17 protein-coding genes are annotated in these 17,575 nt (G+C 67.8%); 14 read left to right on the top strand and 3 right to left on the bottom strand.

The window, feature by feature from the left end:
• The first annotated feature begins 12 nt into the window (after nt 1-12).
• The 5 genes from hmgA (at nt 13) to AC3A3X_RS15730 (ending at nt 5,246) form a co-directional block, all read left to right on the top strand.
• Nucleotides 13-1,311 (top strand): homogentisate 1,2-dioxygenase, encoded by a 1,299-nt coding sequence (gene hmgA, locus AC3A3X_RS15710; RefSeq protein ID WP_487583959.1) that lies wholly within the window; start codon nt 13-15, stop codon nt 1,309-1,311.
• 92 nt (nt 1,312-1,403) lie between these two features.
• On the top strand, nt 1,404-2,048 hold the full coding sequence (locus AC3A3X_RS15715; protein ID WP_487583960.1) for a hypothetical protein: 645 nt from the start codon (nt 1,404-1,406) through the stop codon (nt 2,046-2,048).
• A 94-nt stretch (nt 2,049-2,142) separates the two neighbouring features.
• A complete protein-coding gene (locus AC3A3X_RS15720; protein ID WP_487583961.1) occupies nt 2,143-3,099 on the top strand; it encodes a sodium:calcium antiporter in 957 nt (318 codons plus the stop codon).
• Between the two features lie 29 nt (nt 3,100-3,128).
• The gene (nhaA, locus tag AC3A3X_RS15725; RefSeq protein ID WP_487583962.1) at nt 3,129-4,370 is read left to right on the top strand and encodes a Na+/H+ antiporter NhaA; all 1,242 of its coding nucleotides are present in this window, start codon (nt 3,129-3,131) and stop codon (nt 4,368-4,370) included.
• Between the two features lie 3 nt (nt 4,371-4,373).
• Entirely contained in the window at nt 4,374-5,246 is an 873-nt protein-coding gene (locus AC3A3X_RS15730) for an NAD-dependent epimerase/dehydratase family protein (RefSeq protein ID WP_487583963.1), read from the top strand.
• 81 nt (nt 5,247-5,327) lie between these two features.
• Here AC3A3X_RS15730 and AC3A3X_RS15735 read toward each other — a convergent pair whose 3' ends face one another.
• The 3 genes from AC3A3X_RS15735 to AC3A3X_RS15745 all read right to left on the bottom strand — a co-directional run bounded on the left by AC3A3X_RS15735 (nt 5,328) and on the right by AC3A3X_RS15745 (nt 7,956).
• Nucleotides 5,328-6,215, bottom strand: coding sequence for a DMT family transporter (locus AC3A3X_RS15735; protein WP_487583964.1), 888 nt, complete (start codon nt 6,213-6,215; stop codon nt 5,328-5,330).
• 178 nt (nt 6,216-6,393) lie between these two features.
• Entirely contained in the window at nt 6,394-6,900 is a 507-nt protein-coding gene (locus tag AC3A3X_RS15740) for an Mpo1 family 2-hydroxy fatty acid dioxygenase (RefSeq protein WP_487583965.1), read from the bottom strand.
• A 108-nt stretch (nt 6,901-7,008) separates the two neighbouring features.
• Entirely contained in the window at nt 7,009-7,956 is a 948-nt protein-coding gene (locus tag AC3A3X_RS15745; RefSeq protein WP_487583966.1) for a phosphoribosylaminoimidazolesuccinocarboxamide synthase, read from the bottom strand.
• A gap of 184 nt (nt 7,957-8,140) precedes the next feature.
• Here AC3A3X_RS15745 and AC3A3X_RS15750 point away from each other — a divergent pair, with 184 nt between their 5' ends.
• The 9 genes from AC3A3X_RS15750 (at nt 8,141) to AC3A3X_RS15790 (ending at nt 17,568) form a co-directional block, all read left to right on the top strand.
• Nucleotides 8,141-8,476, top strand: coding sequence for a J domain-containing protein (locus AC3A3X_RS15750; protein WP_241918376.1), 336 nt, complete (start codon nt 8,141-8,143; stop codon nt 8,474-8,476).
• A 161-nt stretch (nt 8,477-8,637) separates the two neighbouring features.
• On the top strand, nt 8,638-9,315 hold the full coding sequence (rpe, locus tag AC3A3X_RS15755; protein ID WP_487583967.1) for a ribulose-phosphate 3-epimerase: 678 nt from the start codon (nt 8,638-8,640) through the stop codon (nt 9,313-9,315).
• Nucleotides 9,312-9,785, top strand: a complete 474-nt coding sequence (gene rraA, locus AC3A3X_RS15760) for a ribonuclease E activity regulator RraA (RefSeq protein ID WP_487583968.1) — start codon at nt 9,312-9,314, stop codon at nt 9,783-9,785. Before rpe ends, rraA begins: the two co-directional genes overlap by 4 nt.
• 455 nt (nt 9,786-10,240) lie before the next feature.
• A complete protein-coding gene (gene trpE / locus AC3A3X_RS15765; RefSeq protein WP_487583969.1) occupies nt 10,241-11,731 on the top strand; it encodes an anthranilate synthase component I in 1,491 nt (496 codons plus the stop codon).
• 216 nt (nt 11,732-11,947) lie between these two features.
• On the top strand, nt 11,948-12,649 hold the full coding sequence (locus AC3A3X_RS15770) for a zinc ribbon domain-containing protein (protein ID WP_487583970.1): 702 nt from the start codon (nt 11,948-11,950) through the stop codon (nt 12,647-12,649).
• Nucleotides 12,650-13,307: 658 nt separating this feature from the next.
• Complete coding sequence (locus AC3A3X_RS15775; RefSeq protein ID WP_487583971.1) at nt 13,308-13,493, top strand: hypothetical protein; 186 nt, start codon at nt 13,308-13,310, stop codon at nt 13,491-13,493.
• 158 nt (nt 13,494-13,651) lie between these two features.
• Nucleotides 13,652-14,329 (top strand): winged helix-turn-helix domain-containing protein, encoded by a 678-nt coding sequence (locus AC3A3X_RS15780; RefSeq protein WP_487583972.1) that lies wholly within the window; start codon nt 13,652-13,654, stop codon nt 14,327-14,329.
• A 5-nt stretch (nt 14,330-14,334) separates the two neighbouring features.
• Nucleotides 14,335-15,702: a sensor histidine kinase gene (locus tag AC3A3X_RS15785; RefSeq protein WP_487583986.1), complete on the top strand. Its 1,368-nt coding sequence runs from the start codon at nt 14,335-14,337 to the stop codon at nt 15,700-15,702.
• A 156-nt stretch (nt 15,703-15,858) separates the two neighbouring features.
• Entirely contained in the window at nt 15,859-17,568 is a 1,710-nt protein-coding gene (locus AC3A3X_RS15790) for a hypothetical protein (RefSeq protein WP_487583973.1), read from the top strand.
• The last annotated feature ends 7 nt before the right edge of the window (nt 17,569-17,575 follow it).

Raw genomic sequence — 17,575 nt, forward strand, 5'->3', positions numbered from 1 at the left:
AGCGATGCCTGCATGACCATCCGCAGCAACGGCTACCAATCCGGTTTCGGCAACGAGTTCGCCAGCGAGGCCGTCGCCGGCGCGCTGCCGCAGGGGCGAAATTCGCCGCAGCGCGTCGCGCACGGCCTCTACGCCGAGCAGCTGTCGGGTACGGCGTTCACCGCGCCGCGCCATGCCAACCGTCGCAGCTGGCTGTACCGGATCCGCCCGGCGGCCATGCACGGCAGGTTTGCGCCGTATCTGCAGCCGCGCTTCCACAACGACTTCGGCGATGGCCCGGTGACGCCGGACCAGCTGCGCTGGAATCCGCTGCCGATGCCGCAGCAACCGGTCGATTTCGTCGATGGTCTGTTCACCATGGCCGGCAACGGCTCGCCGGCCGCGCAACATGGCGTCGGCATCCACCTGTACGCCGCCAACCGCGACATGCAGGGACGCTACTTCTACGACGCCGATGGCGAACTGCTGATCGTGCCGCAGCAGGGGCGTCTGCATATCGCCACCGAACTGGGCGTGCTCGAAATCGAGCCGCAGCAGATCGCGGTGATCCCGCGCGGCGTGCGTTTCGCCGTTTCGCTGCCCGACGGAGAAGCGCGCGGCTACGTCTGCGAGAACTTCGGCGCGATGCTGCAGTTGCCCGACCTGGGCCCGATCGGCAGCAACGGCCTGGCCAATTCGCGCGACTTCCTCACGCCCAACGCCGCCTACGAGGACGTCGAGGGCGAGTTGGAGCTGATCGCCAAGTTCCAGGGTCACCTGTGGCGCGCCGACATCGGCCATTCGCCGCTCGACGTGGTCGCTTGGCACGGCAACTACGCACCGTGCCAGTACGATCTGCGCCGCTTCAACACCATCGGCTCGATCAGTTACGACCACCCGGATCCGAGCATCTTCCTGGTGCTGCATTCGCCCAGCGACACGCCGGGGACGAGCAACCTGGACTTCGTGATCTTCCCGCCGCGCTGGCTGGTGGCGCAGGACACGTTCCGTCCGCCGTGGTTCCACCGCAACATCGCCAGCGAGTTCATGGGCCTGGTGCACGGTGCCTACGACGCCAAGGCCGAAGGCTTCTCTCCGGGCGGTGCCTCGCTGCACAACTCGATGAGCGGACACGGACCGGATGCGGCGACGTTCGAGAAGGCCAGTGCCGCCGACCTGGGCAAGCCGGACGTGATCGCCGACACCATGGCGTTCATGTTCGAGACCCGCGCGGTGATCCGGCCGACGCGGCAGGCACTGGACGCCGCGCACCGCCAGCGCGATTACCAGGCGTGCTGGGCGGGCCTGAAGAAACACTTCGACGCGGAGTGATCGCACCCGCATGCGCGGCGCCTCTATGCGCTGCGTTCACGGCGGCCGGGTAGTCTGCTCCACTTGCCTTGCGAGCGGGTGGAGTGGTGTCGGTGAAATGGCTGTTGTCCCTGGCGGTGCTGAGCCTGTCGGCTTGCGGTGAACGCGCTGTCGATGCGCCGGCGTCATCGGCAACGGCAGCATCATCGGCAACACCCGCACCCGCACCCGCACCCGCACCGGCGCCCACGCCCACGCCCACGCCCGCGGTCGTCGCCCCGGTCAGGGGCACGATGCCGGCGCCAGGCACGATTGGTTTTGCCGGATTCGGCCCGGCGCAGTTCGGCGCCAGCGACGAGCAGGTGCGAATGGCGTGGGGTGCGGACCTGGGCGACGCCAGGCCCGAGCAACCGGGCGGCTGTTATTACCTGTTGCCGCAAGCGCGAAGTGCAAACGGTTACCGGTTGGGTTTCATGATCGAGCAGGACCGCTTCGCGCGCGTGGATGTCGATGCCGTCGACATCGAGGCGCCGGGCGGCGGCAAGGTCGGAATGAGCGCCCAGGACATCGACCGGCTCTACGCCGGTCGGGTCGGCAGGCAACCTCACAAGTACATCGACGGCGGCCAGTACCTGCGCATTGTCGATGCCGGCGGCGGCCCGGGTGTGCTGCTCTTCGAGACCGATGCAAAAGGTGTGGTCAGCTCGTGGCGTATCGGTGTGCCGCCTCAGGTCGATTACGTGGAAGGCTGTTCCTGAGACGCGTTGCTGGACGCGAGCAGGTCCTATAGGCATAGAATCACCGGTCAAGTCGTGTTGACACCGGGGGGATGACGCGATGTTTGAAGCCGCGATGTTGGAAGCCGTGGGTTGGTTCGTACTGGGGCTGGTGCTGCTCGCACTGGGTGGCGACTCGATCGTCAAGGGTGCTTCCGGCCTGGCGCAGCGCATTGGCGCATCGCCATTCGTCGCAGGCCTGGTGCTGGTCGCATTCGGTACCTCCTTGCCGGAGCTTGCAGTCAACCTGCAGGCGATCGTGCGCGGGCAACCGGCGCTGGCGCTGGGCAATGCCGTCGGCAGCAACGTCGCGAACTTCGGTCTCACGCTCGGTGCCGCGGCGCTGGTCGCACCGGTGGTGCTGCGCTGGCGCGCGCTGGCACCGCTGCTGCTGATGCTGCTCGCCGGTACGCTGGCGGTCGTGCTGATGGGCCTGGACGGCGTGCTGTCGCGCGTCGATGGCTTGATCCTGATTCTTGCCTTCGTCGCCGTGATGGCGTTCGCCGCGGCGCGCACGCGCCGGGAAGCGCCGGAACTGCAGGACGCGATCGCCGCATTCGCGCGCACCAGCAGCGACCTGTGGCTGAACCTGCTGCGCTTCGCGATTGCAGCGGTGCTGCTGTATTTCGGTTCCAAGCTGGTCGTGGGCAGCGCGCCGACGATCGGCGAGGGCCTGGGCATGGCGTCGCTGCTGACCGGCCTGCTGCCGGTGGCCATCGGGACGGCGCTGCCTGAAGTCGCCGCGGCGATCTCGGCGGCGCGACGCGGCCAGGGTGACATCGTTGCCGGCCACGTGATCGGCGCGAGCCTCTTCAATCTGCTCGTGGTGATAGGCGGCATGGCTGTCATCGACGGCTCGCTGGCATTGCCGGAGTCGTTCGTCCGCTTCGAGCTGCCTGCCGCCGGCGTCTTCGCGCTGATGCTCTACCCGATGCTGCGCGGCGACCTTCGCGTGAGCAAGAACGAAGGCGCGGCGCTGATGATCGCCTTCCTGGCCTGGGTGGCCTTCGAGCTGCTGGTCATGCGGGGCTGATCCAGACCCGCGGTCGTTATACTGCCGCGATGAACGAACACGCCCATGTCCACGCCCGTCCCGCGAGTTCACCGCGTGGACTGCGCGCCCTGAGCGAATTCTTCCGCCTCGAAGCGGCCGGCGGCATCATGCTGATCGGCGCGGCGTTGCTTGCGATGATCGCGGCCAATTCGCCACTGGCCGCGGCCTACGATGCCTTCCGCGACATGCCGGTGCAGGTGCGGGTGGGCGAGCTGGACATCGCCAAGTCGCTGCTGTTGTGGATCAACGACGGGCTGATGGCGATCTTCTTCCTGCTGGTCGCGCTGGAGATCAAGCGCGAATCGCTGAGCGGCCAGCTCGCCAGCCGCGACCAGCTGATCCTGCCGATGGTCTGCGCCTTCGCCGGCGTGGCCGTGCCGGCGCTGCTGTTCACCGCCTTCAACCACGACAATGCCGACGCCATGCGCGGCTGGGCCGTGCCGACGGCGACCGACATCGCCTTCGCCCTGGGCGTGCTGGCCCTGCTCGGGTCGCGTGTGCCCAGCGGCATGAAGCTGCTGCTGTCGACGATCGCCGTGGTCGACGACCTGATCGCGATCATCATCATCGCGCTGTTCTATTCGCACGGCCTGTCGATGGTGGCGCTGGCCTGGGCCGGCGCGGCCATCGCCGGCATGTTCCTGCTCAATCGCCGCGGCGTGCGCCGCCTGGCCCCGTACCTGCTGCTGGGCGTGGTGCTGTGGGTATGCGTGCTCAAGTCCGGCGTGCATGCAACGCTCGCCGGCGTCGTTACCGGCCTGATGATCCCGCACGTCGATCGCAACAATGCCGACGACGACGAAGTCGAGCATTCGCCGCTGGAGTCGCTCGAGCACGCACTGCATCCGTGGGTGGCCTACGCGATCCTGCCGCTGTTCGCCTTCGTCAACGCCGGCCTGGTGCTCGGCGGGCTGAGCATGGACGACATGCTCTCGCCGCTGCCGATGGGCGTGGTGATCGGCCTGTTCGTCGGCAAGCCGGTGGGCATCGTGGCAGCCGCCTTGCTGATGCGCGCGCTGGGCTGGGCGCGTTTCCCGGAGGGAATGGACCTGCGCGCGATGCTCGGCCTGGGCGTGATGTGCGGCATCGGCTTCACCATGAGCCTGTTCATCGGTTCGTTGGCCTATCGCGATCCGGTGCTCTACGAAGAGGCCGTGCTTGGCGTGCTGCTCGCCTCGCTGGTGTCGGCGTTGATCGGATATTCCTGGCTGCGCTTGACGCTGCCGGCGCGCACGCAGGCGGTCGGCTGAACGATGCGTCAGGCACTGGTATTCGGCGCGAGCGGCCAGATCGGCTATCCACTGCTTGGACGGCTGCATGGCGATGGCTGGCGCGTGACCGCGGTGTCGCGTGCGCCGCATTCGGACCAGCCCGGCCTGCACTGGCTGCGCGGTGATCTCGACCGCGTCGATGGCCTCCCCGGTCGGGTCGACGCGATTTTCAGCTGCGGTCCGCTCGACGCCTTCGCGCAGTGGTACGGCGCGTCGTCGATCGAGGCGGCGCGCGTGATCGCCTTCGGCTCGACCAGCATCGAGGTCAAGCGCGGTTCGGCCGATGCCGCAGAGCGCGATGTCGCACAGCGCCTGCGCGAAGGCGAGGATCGTCTGTTCGCTGCAGCCGATGCGCGTGGCGCCGCTGCGACCGTATTGCGGCCGACGCTGGTGTACGGGGCCGGTCGTGATGCCACGCTGACGCGCATCGCCCATCTCGCGCGGCGCTGGCGACGGTTTCCGCTGCCACGCGGCGCCAATGGCCTGCGCCAGCCAGTGCATGTCGATGACCTGGCCGATGCCGCGTTCGCCTGTCACGGTGTCGCCGCCGCGCACGGCCGCGCCTATGCTTTGCCGGGCGGCGAAACATTGAGCTATCGCGACATGGTCGCGCGCGTTCTGGCGTGCCTGCAGCCGCCGCCGACCCTGGTCGAACTGCCGTCGCCGATGTTCAGCCTCGCGTTGTTGGTGGCGCAGATGACCGGTCGCGCGACCGGACTGGGCGAGGCGGCGGTGCGCCGCATGCGCAGCGACCTGGTGTTCGACATGGCGCCGGCACAGCGCGACTTCGGATATTCGCCGCGGCTGTTCCGCCCGCGTGCCGACATGTTCGAGCCGCGCGACGACGAGGCCTGAATCCCCATCCTGGGTAGGAGCGAGCTTGCTCGCGATCAGCGCGTCCGCACAGGTAACGCCCTGTCGCGAGCAAGCTCGCTCCTACAGTTCCTCGGCCGGCGCGACGGGGCGCGCCTTGCGCAGCGCACGCAGTGCGATCAGCAACACGCCGCCGAGCACCATCGCCCCGCCGAGCAGCAAGCGCGGGCCGGGGCGATCGCCCCAGTACGCAACGCCCAGGCCGATGGCGAGCACCGGCACCAGCAGCAGCCACGGCGTCACCTGCGCGACCGGGTAGCGCTGCACCAGCACGTAATACAGGCCATGGCCGAGCAGCGATGACACGAAGGCGGCATAGGCCGCGCCCGCCCAACCGACCCAGCTGACATTGGGCAGCTGCGCGATGGCACCGGGTTCCAACCAGGCGCTGATCGCCAGCAGCGGCACTACGCTGAACACCGCCGTCCAGCCTTGCTGGCTGACCACGTCGACGCCGCGCAGACCCTTCATCAGCACCGTGCCCACGGCCAGGAAGGCGGCCGAGATCAGCATCAGCACCAACGCCATCGGCCGGTCGAGCACGATCGGGTCGAAGCCCAGCACCAGCACGCCGGCAAAGCTCACCGCAATGGCCAGGCCGGTGCGCCAGGCGAAGCGCTCGCCCAGCCACCACCAAGCCAGCAGTGTCGTCATCGGCACGTAGCTCTGCATCACGATCGCCGGTGACGACAGGTCGCCGGCCAGCTTCAGCGCGGTGAAGCTCAGGCCGAAGTGGAGCACACCGATGCACACGCATACCGCGAGCAGTCGCGGCCACTGGCCCGGCGCCGGCCGCTTGAGCATCCACACCAGCGGCATCGCCAGCAGGGCGAAACGCAATGCGGTGAACAGGAACGGCGGGATCTCGCGCATGGCCAGCGCGGAGGTCAGGAAGTTGACCGCCCAGGCGACGACGACAAGCAGGACGAGGACGAGATCGCGCGGGGTCATGCGTGTTCCATCATTGTCGCGCTCGAACTTCCGTCATTTCGTGCTGGAGTCCATCAGTCACGTCCTTCAAAAGCCCGTCATTCCCGCGAAGGCGGGAACCCAGCGACTTTGCTCCCGGTGCTGACCTGAAAATCCACGACACTGGGTCCCCGCCTTCGCGGGGATGACGTGTAGGTGCCTAGTACGACCAGCCCAGCTTCCGGTACAGCTTCGCCAGTACCCACGCCGGCCCGATCAAGAGATAGCGCAGGTCGGTGAAGAAACTAGGGCGCTTGCCCTCGAACAGCTTGCTGTGACCGATGAACTGCCCGACCCAGGCGACCACGAACACGCCCACGCCCAGCCACAGCAGCGTGCTGGTGCTGTAGCTGTCATGGATCCATCGCGTAGCCAGGCCCATCACCACGTAGACGGCGGCCATGCCCAGGCCGAGCGCACGTGAAGCCTTGTAGTAGAAAAGCACGCTGGCCAGCATCGCCAGCCCGGCCCAGAAGCCGGCGCGGAACAACGTGCCGGGCGCGGGGATGCACCACAGCAGCGCGATCACGCTCCACAGGATCGCCGGTACGCAGATCACGTGGATGAGCTGGTTGGTGGCATTGCGATGGTCGCCGGAGTAGTTGGCGAACCATTGGTCGATCTGTCGTTGCGATGACCCGGTCGTCGAGTCTGCTGCGGTGTTCATGGCGTCCCTCCCAGGCGCACTCGGCCGGCGCTCAATGCGGGGCCGAATGGGAGAATAGCTGGATCACGAGCACGCCGGCCATGATCGGGCCATGCCGGCACCGCCGGCTCAGCCGACCGTGCTGGCCGGCTCGGCCGCGTCGATGCTGATGCCGGCCAGTTTCTGCAGCGCCTCGGCGTACTTGGCGCGGGTGCGCTCGATCACCGACGCGGGCAGCGCCGGGCCGGGCGGGGTCTTGTCCCAGCCGAGCGTTTCCAGGTAGTCGCGCACGAACTGCTTGTCGTAGCTCGGCGGGCTGGTGCCGACTTCGTACTGGTCGGCAGGCCAGTAGCGCGACGAGTCCGGCGTGAGCATCTCGTCCATCACGTACAAGCGGCCGTCCGCATCCAGGCCGAATTCGAACTTGGTGTCGGCCAGGATGATGCCGCGCTGCGCGGCATGGTCGCGGGCGAACTTGTACAGGCGCAGCGTTGCGTCGCGCACCTGCTCGGCCAGGTCGGCGCCGACCGTGCGCACCGCCGTGTCGAAGTCGATGTTCTCGTCGTGGTCGCCGACGGCGGCCTTGGTCGATGGAGTGAAGATCGGTTCGGGCAGCATTTCTGCCTGGCGCAGGCCGTCGGGCAGGGCGATGCCGCTGACGCGACCGGTGCGCTGGTAGTCCTTCCAGCCGCTGCCGATGAGGTAACCGCGGGCGATGCACTCGATCGGCACCGGCTTCAGGCGCCGGGTCACGACGGCGCGCCTGGCGTACAGCGCGGTGTCGACACCCGACGGCAGCACGGACGCTACGTCTATGCCCGTGAGGTGGTTGCGGATGATGTGGTCGGTCTTGCCGAACCAGAAGTTGCTGATCTGGCAGAGCATCTCGCCCTTGCCCGGGATCGGGTCGGGCAGGACCACGTCGAAGGCGGACAGGCGATCGGTGGCGACCATCAGCAGGCATTCGCCGGCACCGGCGGGAAGCCGCTCGGCAGGCAGGTCGAACACGTCGCGGACCTTGCCGCGGTGGCGCAGGGTCAGGCCCGGCAGGTCGGATTGCAGCAGTGTCGTGGACAACGCAAAAACCCTCTGAATATGCATGCAGGCCCCGCCGCACACCATCAGCCTTGAAGCGCGCCTTGACGCGCGCGCGCGGACAGGGCCGGCCAGTGTACGCCGGCTTTGCACGGCGTGCAGGTACACTGGCGGCCGGTCTGGACACGTGTTCGGGAAAGGCGGCCACCGGGCCGCGGGGAGGACGATGAAACGCTGGTACGGCAAGCTGCTGGGCTTCTTCGCCGGAGCCGCCCTGTTCCGCACCAACCCGCTGTTCGGCGCCCTGGTGGGGCTGCTGATCGGGCATGCCTTCGACATCGACTGGTTCAGGCTGCGCCGGGACAACCCCTATGCCGCCCTGGGCCTGACCTCCGACGCCTCCGACGCCGAGGTCGACCAGGCTTACCGGCGGCTGATCTCGCAATACCACCCGGACCGCATGGCCGGCGCTGCCGCCGAGCTGCGCCAGCAGGCCGAGTCCCGGGCCCGCGAGATCAACCAGGCCTACGACCGCATCAAGTCCCTGCGCCAGCGCAGGTAATCCTTCCCCCTCTCCCCCGCGGGAGAGGCCGTAACCCATTCCCCCTCTCCCGCTTGCGGGAGAGGGCCGGGGTGAGGGCAGAACAGCCAGCCCCCTTTTCCAGACCCACACCTTCCCCCGACCGCCGGGGAGCAGGCAGACTCCAGGCAACAGGACCTCCCATGCAATCGACCGTCATCGCCCCGTCCATCCTTTCGGCCAACTTCGCCCGACTCGGCGAGGAGGTCGACAACGTGCTCGCCGCCGGCGCCGACTGGGTCCACTTCGACGTGATGGACAACCATTACGTGCCCAACCTCACCATCGGCCCGCTGGTCTGCGAGGCCCTGCGCAAGCACGGCGTGACGGCCCCGATCGACGTACACCTGATGGTCGAGCCGGTCGATCGCATCGTTCCGGATTTCGCCAAGGCCGGCGCCAGCATGATCAGCTTTCACCCCGAAGCCAGCGCGCACGTGCACCGCACCGTGCAGCTGATCAAGTCGCATGGCTGCCAGGCCGGACTGGTGCTCAATCCGGCCACGCCCATCGATGTGCTGGACTGGGTGCTCGAGGACCTCGACATGGTGCTGCTGATGTCGGTCAACCCGGGCTTCGGCGGGCAGAGCTTCATTCCGTCTGCGCTGGACAAGTTGCGCCGCGTGCGCGCGATGATCGACCGCAGCGGTAAATCTATTCGGCTGGAGATCGACGGCGGCGTCAAGGCCGACAACATCGCGCAGATCGCCGCGGCCGGCGCCGATACCTTCGTCGCCGGTTCGGCGATCTTCAATGCGCCCGACTACGCCGACGTGATCGGCCGGATGAAGGCGGCCGTCAAAGGAGTGAGGACCGGATGAACACCTGCGACCTGTGCGATCTCCATGACGCGCAGGTGCGCGTGCTCGACCTGCCGCTGCGCGATTTCGGCGGCCGCCTGGCATTCAACGGCCTGGTCAGCACGATCCGGGCCGACGAGGACAACTCGCGCGTGCGCGAAGCGGTGGCCGAGCCGGGGCAGGGCAGGGTGCTGGTGGTCGACGCCGGCGGCTCGACCCGGCGCGCGATGCTCGGCGACCTGCTCGCCGCCAAGGCAGAGGAGAACGGCTGGGCCGGTGTGGTGGTCTTCGGCGTGATCCGCGACAGCGGCGCGATCGGCGGGCTCAACCTGGGCGTCAAGGCGCTGGGGGTGTGCCCGCGCAAGACCGACAAGCTGGGCGAGGGCGAGCGCGATGTCGACGTGGAATTCGGCGGTATCCGGATCCGCCCGGGCGACTGGCTGTGCGCGGACGAGGATGGCGTGGTCGTGGCCGATACCGACCTGCGTTGACCCCTCTCCCTGGCCGCCTGTGGCGGCCTGTCCCTCTCCCACAAGGGGAGAGGGAGCTTTCTTCGGAGAGGGAACTTCAACCTCTCCCCTTGTGGGAGAGGGTGGCCCGAAGGGCCGGGAGAGGGGACGCTCTTGATCCCCAATGAAAAGCGGCAAGCCATCACTGGCTTGCCGCGGAAGATTGGAGGCAATCCAGCCTCCGCCCGTCGTCCCTGATATGGACTCCCATGTTCCGGATCGACGATGACGCGCTTATGACATCACGCCACCGACATCGCACCGCGTTCATCAAGCCAGTAAAGTAGGGCCGATGAGCAACGCGCCGACGACAACCCGGGCGATCCCGAAATTCCTTGCTGCCGGCGTGCATTCCGCCGGCATGGGCTGCGGCTGGCGATGGTGGCAACGGCCCCACGCCTGCGCGACCGCCCCCTCGTCTTCCAAGGAACCTTTGCGTGACCTCTCCCGAGCAGTTCCAGCAGCAGGCCGCTGACGGCCACACCCGCATTCCCGTCGTACGCGAGGTCCTGAGCGATCTCGATACGCCGCTGTCGGTCTACCTCAAGCTTGCCGACGGTCCGCACACCTACCTGTTCGAATCGGTCGAGGGCGGCGAACGTTTCGGCCGCTATTCGATCATCGGCCTGCCGGCGCAGCGCGTGTACGCCTTCGCCGGGCACACGCTGTTCGTGACCGAGGACGGCGAGCTGGTCGAAAGCCGCGTCGTCGACGATCCCTTCGCCGAAGTCGAACGCCTGCGCGCGGCACACAGCGTGCCGAAGATTCCAGGGCTGCCCGGTTTCACCGGCGGCCTGGTCGGCTGGTTCGGCTTCGAGTGCATCCAGTACATCGAGCCGCGCCTGGCCGGCGCCGACCCGAGCGGATCGCACAAGCCCGATGAACTCGGCACGCCCGACATCCTGTTGATGCAGAGCGACGAGCTGGCGGTGTTCGACAACCTCAAGGGCCGGCTGTACCTGATCGTCCACGCCGACCCGCAGGAACCGCGCGCGCTGGCCCGCGCCAACCGCCGCCTCGACGAACTGGTGCATCGCCTGCGCCAGGGCGGCCCGGGTTATCCGGAGACGCTGGAGGGTCGCGCGCTGGACGAGGCCGATTTCGTTTCCGGCTTCACCCGCGAGGGCTTCATCGCCGCGGTCGAGAAATCCAAGGAATACATCCGCGCCGGCGACATCTTCCAGGTGGTGCTGAGCCAGCGCCTGTCGGTGCCGTTCCTGGCGCGCCCGGTGGACGTGTACCGCGCGCTGCGTGCACTCAATCCTTCGCCGTACATGTACTTCCTCGACGTCGGCGGCACCCAGGTGGTCGGCAGCTCGCCGGAGATCCTGGTGCGCCTGCAGGACGGCCAGATCACGGTGCGGCCGATCGCCGGTACGCGCCCGCGCGGCGCAACCCCGGAAGAGGACGCCGCGCTCGAGGCCGAGCTGCTGGCCGATCCGAAGGAGCGCGCCGAGCACCTGATGCTGATCGACCTCGGCCGCAACGACGCCGGACGCGTGTCGGAACCGGGAACGGTGCAGGTCGGCGAGCAGTTCGTGATCGAGCGCTACAGCCACGTCATGCACATCGTCAGCGAAGTGACCGGCACGCTGAAACCCGGCCTGAGTTATGCCGACGTGCTGCGCGCGACCTTCCCGGCCGGCACGGTCAGCGGCGCGCCGAAGATCCGCGCGCTGGAAGTGATCCGCGAACTGGAACCGATCAAGCGTAACGTCTACGCCGGATCGATCGGTTACCTGGGCTGGAATGGCGATGCCGACACGGCGATCGCCATCCGCACCGCCGTCATCCAGGACGGGCGCCTGCACGTGCAGGCCGGTGCCGGCATCGTCTACGACTCCGACCCCGCCAAGGAGTGGGAGGAGACGATGAACAAGGGGCGCGCGTTGTTCCGCGCCGTGGCGGAGGCGGCCAAGGGATTGTGACGCGCGTCGCGACCTGAGTCGCTACTTGATTGGCCTGATTCGATTCATCTTCGAAATTCCTGCCTCGCGCTGTCCTCGATGGCGCGATCACAACGTTTTATTCACAAACGAACCGGTATTCAGTGGTCGTGTGATGAGCGGTGGGGTTCAAGGCCTTGGGGATGCATCCCAGGGGACTCACATCAACGGGAGCAGGCCAACGGGCAGGAGGCGGCGATGCAACTCGTCCAGGACAACCTCGTTCAATCCCGGTTTTCGAATACGTTCCCGCGTACGGTGGAAATGATCTGCCCGAACTGCCTGAAAGAGGCGGTTTTCGAGGCCAAAACCTGGCAGGAGCACGGACGGCAGCTGGCCGCCAGCGAACTGACCTGCGCGCGCTGCGAGCAGGAAGTCCTGTTCGTGCAGTTGCTGGAGGTCGACAGCACGCGCAAGGAAGGCGGGTTGTTCTGCTACCCGGGCCCGGCCGGTCGCGAGCCGATGTCCGGCGTGGAGCATCTGCAGAACCTGTCGGCGCCGCTGGCGCGCAGTTACGAGTCCGCGCTGAAGCTCTACAACCGTGCCGAGTGGGGTGCGACCGCGCTGACGGTGCGGCATCTGCTGGCCGGGCTGGCGGCGCGCCTGGTCAGTGAGGACAAGCGCGATCAGTCGCTGACGCAGAACCTGGAGGCGCTGCCGAAGGAGATGGATCTGTCGCGGCCGTTGCAGGACATCGCGCAGTTGCTGGCGCCGAGTGGGACGTTTGGTCGTCAGTTCGAGGATGAGGCGACGATCGACAAGGTCAGTGCGGATCTGCTGCTGGAGTTGGCGGAGCAGTTGATTTCGTATCTGGTGGTGCTGCCGGGGACGATGACCGATCTGAAGGGGCGCATTGCGACGGCGCCGGTGCCGATTCGCAGGGGCAGTGGCGTGGGTTGAATGTCACGTCGTCCCTGCTAACGCCGGGACCCAGGCAGTCACGCCTCCAGCCGGGTCACCGTCATCCCGGCGAACGCCGGGATCCAGGCCCGCACCTCATCAGCATCGTCACGTCATCCCGGCGAACGCCGAGATCCATAGCCAGCGTCAACGTCAACGTCCTTGGATCCTCGCCTGCGCGGGGATGACGTTGACTGTGCAACGTCACTGGGTTCCCGCCTTCGCGGGAATGACGGTGATTGGGCGGAAGGGTGATGTGTCCCGGTGTGCGCCGGAACGACGGTTGCTTGAGCCCCTCTCCCGTTTGCGGGAGAGGGGTTGGGGTGAGGGCAAACGAAGACCATGAAATGACGTGCCCCTGCGGACAACGCCGCTCCGAAGCCGAGGCAAGATCAAGACAATGCAACATCAAGATGGATCCCGGCGTTCGCCGGGATGACGTGATGGGGCGGATGCGTCGAGGGCCTGGATCCCGGCGTTCGCCGGGATGACGTGGTGCAGCGGCGACCCCGAACATTACCGATTGTTCATGCTCCGGAAAGATCGTCGAGAAGCGTGCGCGCGCAATCTGTCCCTGCGATGGGGAGTGACCCCACCGACAAGAGAGATTCCCAACCACGTACCTCGTCAACGTACCCAGTCCAGGAGTCACGACACCATGAACATCCGCAAGCCCCTGATCGCCCTCGCCCTGACCGCGCTCGCCGGTTCCGCCCTCGCCGCCACCCCGGCCACCACGCCCACGGCACCGGCCAAGTCCAGCGTCAGCAAGCACAAGCACGCCAGCAAGACCGACACCAAGAAGGCCGCCGAAAGCAAGACCAGCGACGGCAAGAAGAGCTGATCCGCACGAGTCGGGTCCACGCTCCGATCCACTGACCTGATCCACTGACCCGACCCACAAGTCCGACCCCTCCCCCCGGAGCCCGTGTGCAAGCGGGCGGATACCCCGTCGAGGTGCTTCGACGGGGTATCCTTTTTGCGTTGCCGGAGCCGTGCCGCATGCGAGTCCTGCTGGTCGAAGACGATCCCCATACCGCGGCCTTCATCGTCAAGGGCCTGCGCGAGGATGGACACGCCGTCGATCATGCCGGCGATGGCAGGCAAGGGCTGTTCCTGGCCACGACCGAGAAATTCGATGCGATCGTGCTCGACCGCATGCTGCCGCTGGTCGACGGGCTGGTGCTGCTGCAGACGCTGCGCGGTGCCGGCAATCCCACCCCCCTGCTGCTGCTGACCGCACTGGGCGAAGTCGAACACCGCGTCGAAGGCCTGCGCGCCGGCGCCGATGACTACCTGGTCAAGCCATTCGCCTATTCGGAACTGAGCGCGCGCCTGGACAGCATCGTCCGTCGTGGCCGCGATGGCGCCGAACGCGAACCCACCCGCTTGCGCGTCGGCGACCTCGAACTCGACCTGCTCGGCCGCGGCGCGCAGCGCGGCGACAAGCACATCGAACTGCAGCCACGCGAGTTCCGCCTGCTCGAGTACCTGATGCGCCAGGCCGGGCGCGTCGTCACCCGGACCATGCTGCTCGAAGCGGTCTGGGACTACCACTTCGATCCGCAGACCAACGTCATCGACGTGCACATCAGCCGGCTGCGGCAGAAGATCGATCACGGCTTCGAGTCGCCGCTGCTGCATACCGTGCGTGGCGCCGGTTACCGGCTGGGCGAGTGACGCGGATGACGATGCCGTGGCTGCGATCCACCAGCGCGCGGTTGGCGCTGGCGGTGATGGCCTCGTTCCTGATTGCGTTCGTGCTGCTCGGCGCAGGCGTGTATCTGGCCGTGTCGACGCTGCTGCTGCAGGATGCGCGCGAGCTGGTGCGTACCGATGCCTCCGGCCTGGCCGAGGTCCATCGCGACAGCGGCGGCGCCGCCCTGGTCGAGGAACTGCAAGGTCGCATCGCCGCGCCGGAAGATCCCGACGCGGTCTACGCGCTGTTCGATCGCGACGGACGCGCGGTAGTTGCTACCCCGGGCATGCAGGCGCATGCGGCGACCGGCGCGCGCTGGATCACCTTCGATGCCGCCGATGCCGGCGACTCCGATGGCCACCGCCGGGTCATCGCGCATCTGCAGCCGCTTGCCGACGGCGGCACGCTGCTGGTCGGCCTGCGGTTGCATTCGCAGGACCGCTTTCTCGCCCTGATGCTGCGCACCGCGCTGGCGGCATTGCTGGTCGCGGCGACGTTGGGCGCGCTCGTCGGTTGGCTGACCTCGCGCTGGGTGTCCGGACGGCTGCGCAGCCTGGATGCGACCGCCGAGCGGGTCGGCGGTGGCGAACTTGCGCTGCGCGTGCCGCTCGACGGCAGCGATGACGCCTTCGATCGGCTGGCGCGACGCTTCAACGGCATGCTCGACCGCATCGAGGATCTGCTCGGCGGCGTCCGTCACGCCACCGACCACATCGCCCACGATCTGCGAACGCCGCTGACGCGACTGCGCAACGGCCTGGAGGAGTTGCGCCGACAGCCGGGCGACCCCGCGCGCGATGCGGCACTGGACGCGGCCGTGGCCGAAACCGACCAGTTGCTGCGCACCTTCGCTTCATTGCTGTGGCTGGCCCGCATCGAGGCACAGGCACCGGCGCAGGACGAACCGCAGCTGGAGCTGGCGGCGCTGGTGGCCGATGCGGTCGAGCTGTACACGCCCAGTGCCGGCGAACGAGGCATCCGCCTGCAGGCGCATCTGCAGCCGGTCCAGGTTCGCGGCGATCGCGACCAGTTGTTCCAGCTGCTGGTCAACCTGCTCGACAACGCGCTCAAGTACGCACCGGGCGAGAGCGCGGTCGACGTCCGATTGCAGGCGACGCCGCAGGGCGCGCTGCTGCAGATCGATGACCAGGGCCCAGGCATTCCCCAGGCCGAACGCGAACGCGTGTTCGATCGCTTCCAGCGCCTGGAGTCTCATCGCGGTTCTCCCGGCAGTGGCCTGGGCCTGAGCCTGGTGCGGGCGATCGTGCACCGCCACGGTGGCCGCGTCGTCCTCCTCGATCGCGCGCCCGGGCTGCGCGTGCAGGTGCTGCTCCCGCCCGTTCACACCGGCTAGGCCCGGCGCTGACGGCTCGCGCACGACCGCTCTGGCCGCCGCGCCGGAGTGGCTGCGTTGAACTCCAATGAACTGCCAGGAATTTCGCCAACACGCCGTGCGGCGTGGGCGAAGACGCGTGCCCGCTTTGCGATCCCCCAGCAAAGGACTGCCGTCGTGCCCGATCGTGCAGACATTCGATGGTTCAAGTCGCGTTTCGCAACGCGTATCGGGCGCGCGACCGCGGGCAGGCCTTTCAGCCTCGATTTCATGGTCGCGCTGGCCTGCCAGGAGACCGGCGAGATCTGGCCGCAGTTGCGCCGCCAGGGGCTGGGCGAAGCCGACGTGCTGCGCCTGTGCGTCGGCGACACCATCGACGCGCGTGCGGACGGTGGCGGGCGCAGGGCGTTTCCACGCGACAAGGCGCAACTGCTGTCGGTCGAAGGCGGTGCGGCGATGTTCGCCATTGCCCGCCAGGCACTGATCGACATGGCCGTGCACATTCCCGGATACCGCGGCGCGGCACGACAATCGCACAAGTTCTGCCACGGCTTCGGCCTGTTCCAGCGTGACCTGCAGTTCTTCCGCGGCGATGCGCCGTACTTCCTCGAGCAGCGCTATGCGCGGTTCGACGAAACGCTTGCGCACGCATTGCGTGAGCTCGATTCCAAACAACGGAAGATCGGGCTGGGCGGCCGCGACGCGTTGAGCATCCTCGAGCAGGTCGCTGTCGCGATCGCCTACAACACCGGCGGTTTTGATCCTCGGCGCGGGCTGCGCCAAGGATTCCGTCCCGAGGGTGGCAAGTTCTACGGCGAAGCGGTGCTCGATTTCCTGCGCCTGTCCGAGACGGTTGCCGTCACCGGCGAGGAGCCGCTGATCGACCCGCCGCGGCGCGGCGAAGCGATCGTGCCGCCACCCAGCCCGGTCGAGGCGACAGGACCGGCGATGCGCGTCGACACGCGGGTATCGACGCTGTTCCTGCGCAGCCAACCGCGCAAGTCCAGGCCGCTGCGCGCCAACGTGATCGGCGAGCTGCCCGATGGCCAGCGCGTGCGTTGCATCAGCGGCCGGCCGGTCAATGGGTTCATGGCGGTGGAGACCAGCCTGTCGGGCGCGCTGCTGCGCGGCTTCGCGTCGACGCAGTTCCTGCGTGCCGACAGCAGCACCGAAGAGACGCCTGCCGCCACTGCCGAGACCATTTCGGCGCTGCCCAAAGCCGTCATGCCGCGCCGTCGTGGCCTGGTCACGCGGCGCGCCGACCCTGCCGGTGCGCATTCGCTCAACGAAGACGGGCAGCCCGGGCGGCGTGGCGCCGACGTCGACGCGCTGCGCGCGGAACTGGCCGCCATCATCGACTGGCTCGGCGTCGACAAGGGCACGCACCGGCGCTACCGCCCGCGTGAAGGCCTGACCTTCTGCAACATCTATTGCCACGACTACTGCCACCTGGCCGGCGTCTACCTGCCGCGCGTGTGGTGGTCGGCGCCCGCCTTGCTGGCGCTGCAGCGCGGCGAGGACGTGGCTTCGCTGATCGGCGACACCCTGCGCGAGATGCGCGCCAACGACCTGTTTCGCTGGTTGCGCGATTTCGGGCCGATGTTCGGCTGGCGCCGCACCGGCACGCTGACCAAGCTGCAGCTCGCCGCAAACCAGGGCGCGGTGGCGCTGATCGTCGCACGGCGCCGCGACGACGGCCGCTCCGGTCACATCGTCATGGTCGTCCCCGAGCGCGACGATCACCGCGCCAGGCGCGACGGCGCCGGCGAGGTGACCTCGCCGCTGCAGAGCCAGGCCGGCGTGACCAATTTCCGCTACGGCACCGCGCAGCCGGGCTGGTGGAACCGCGAAACGTTCGCCGAGAACGCGTTCTGGATCCACCCCTGAGCCACGG

Source organism: Lysobacter sp. Soil_N_23, assembly GCF_057656135.1.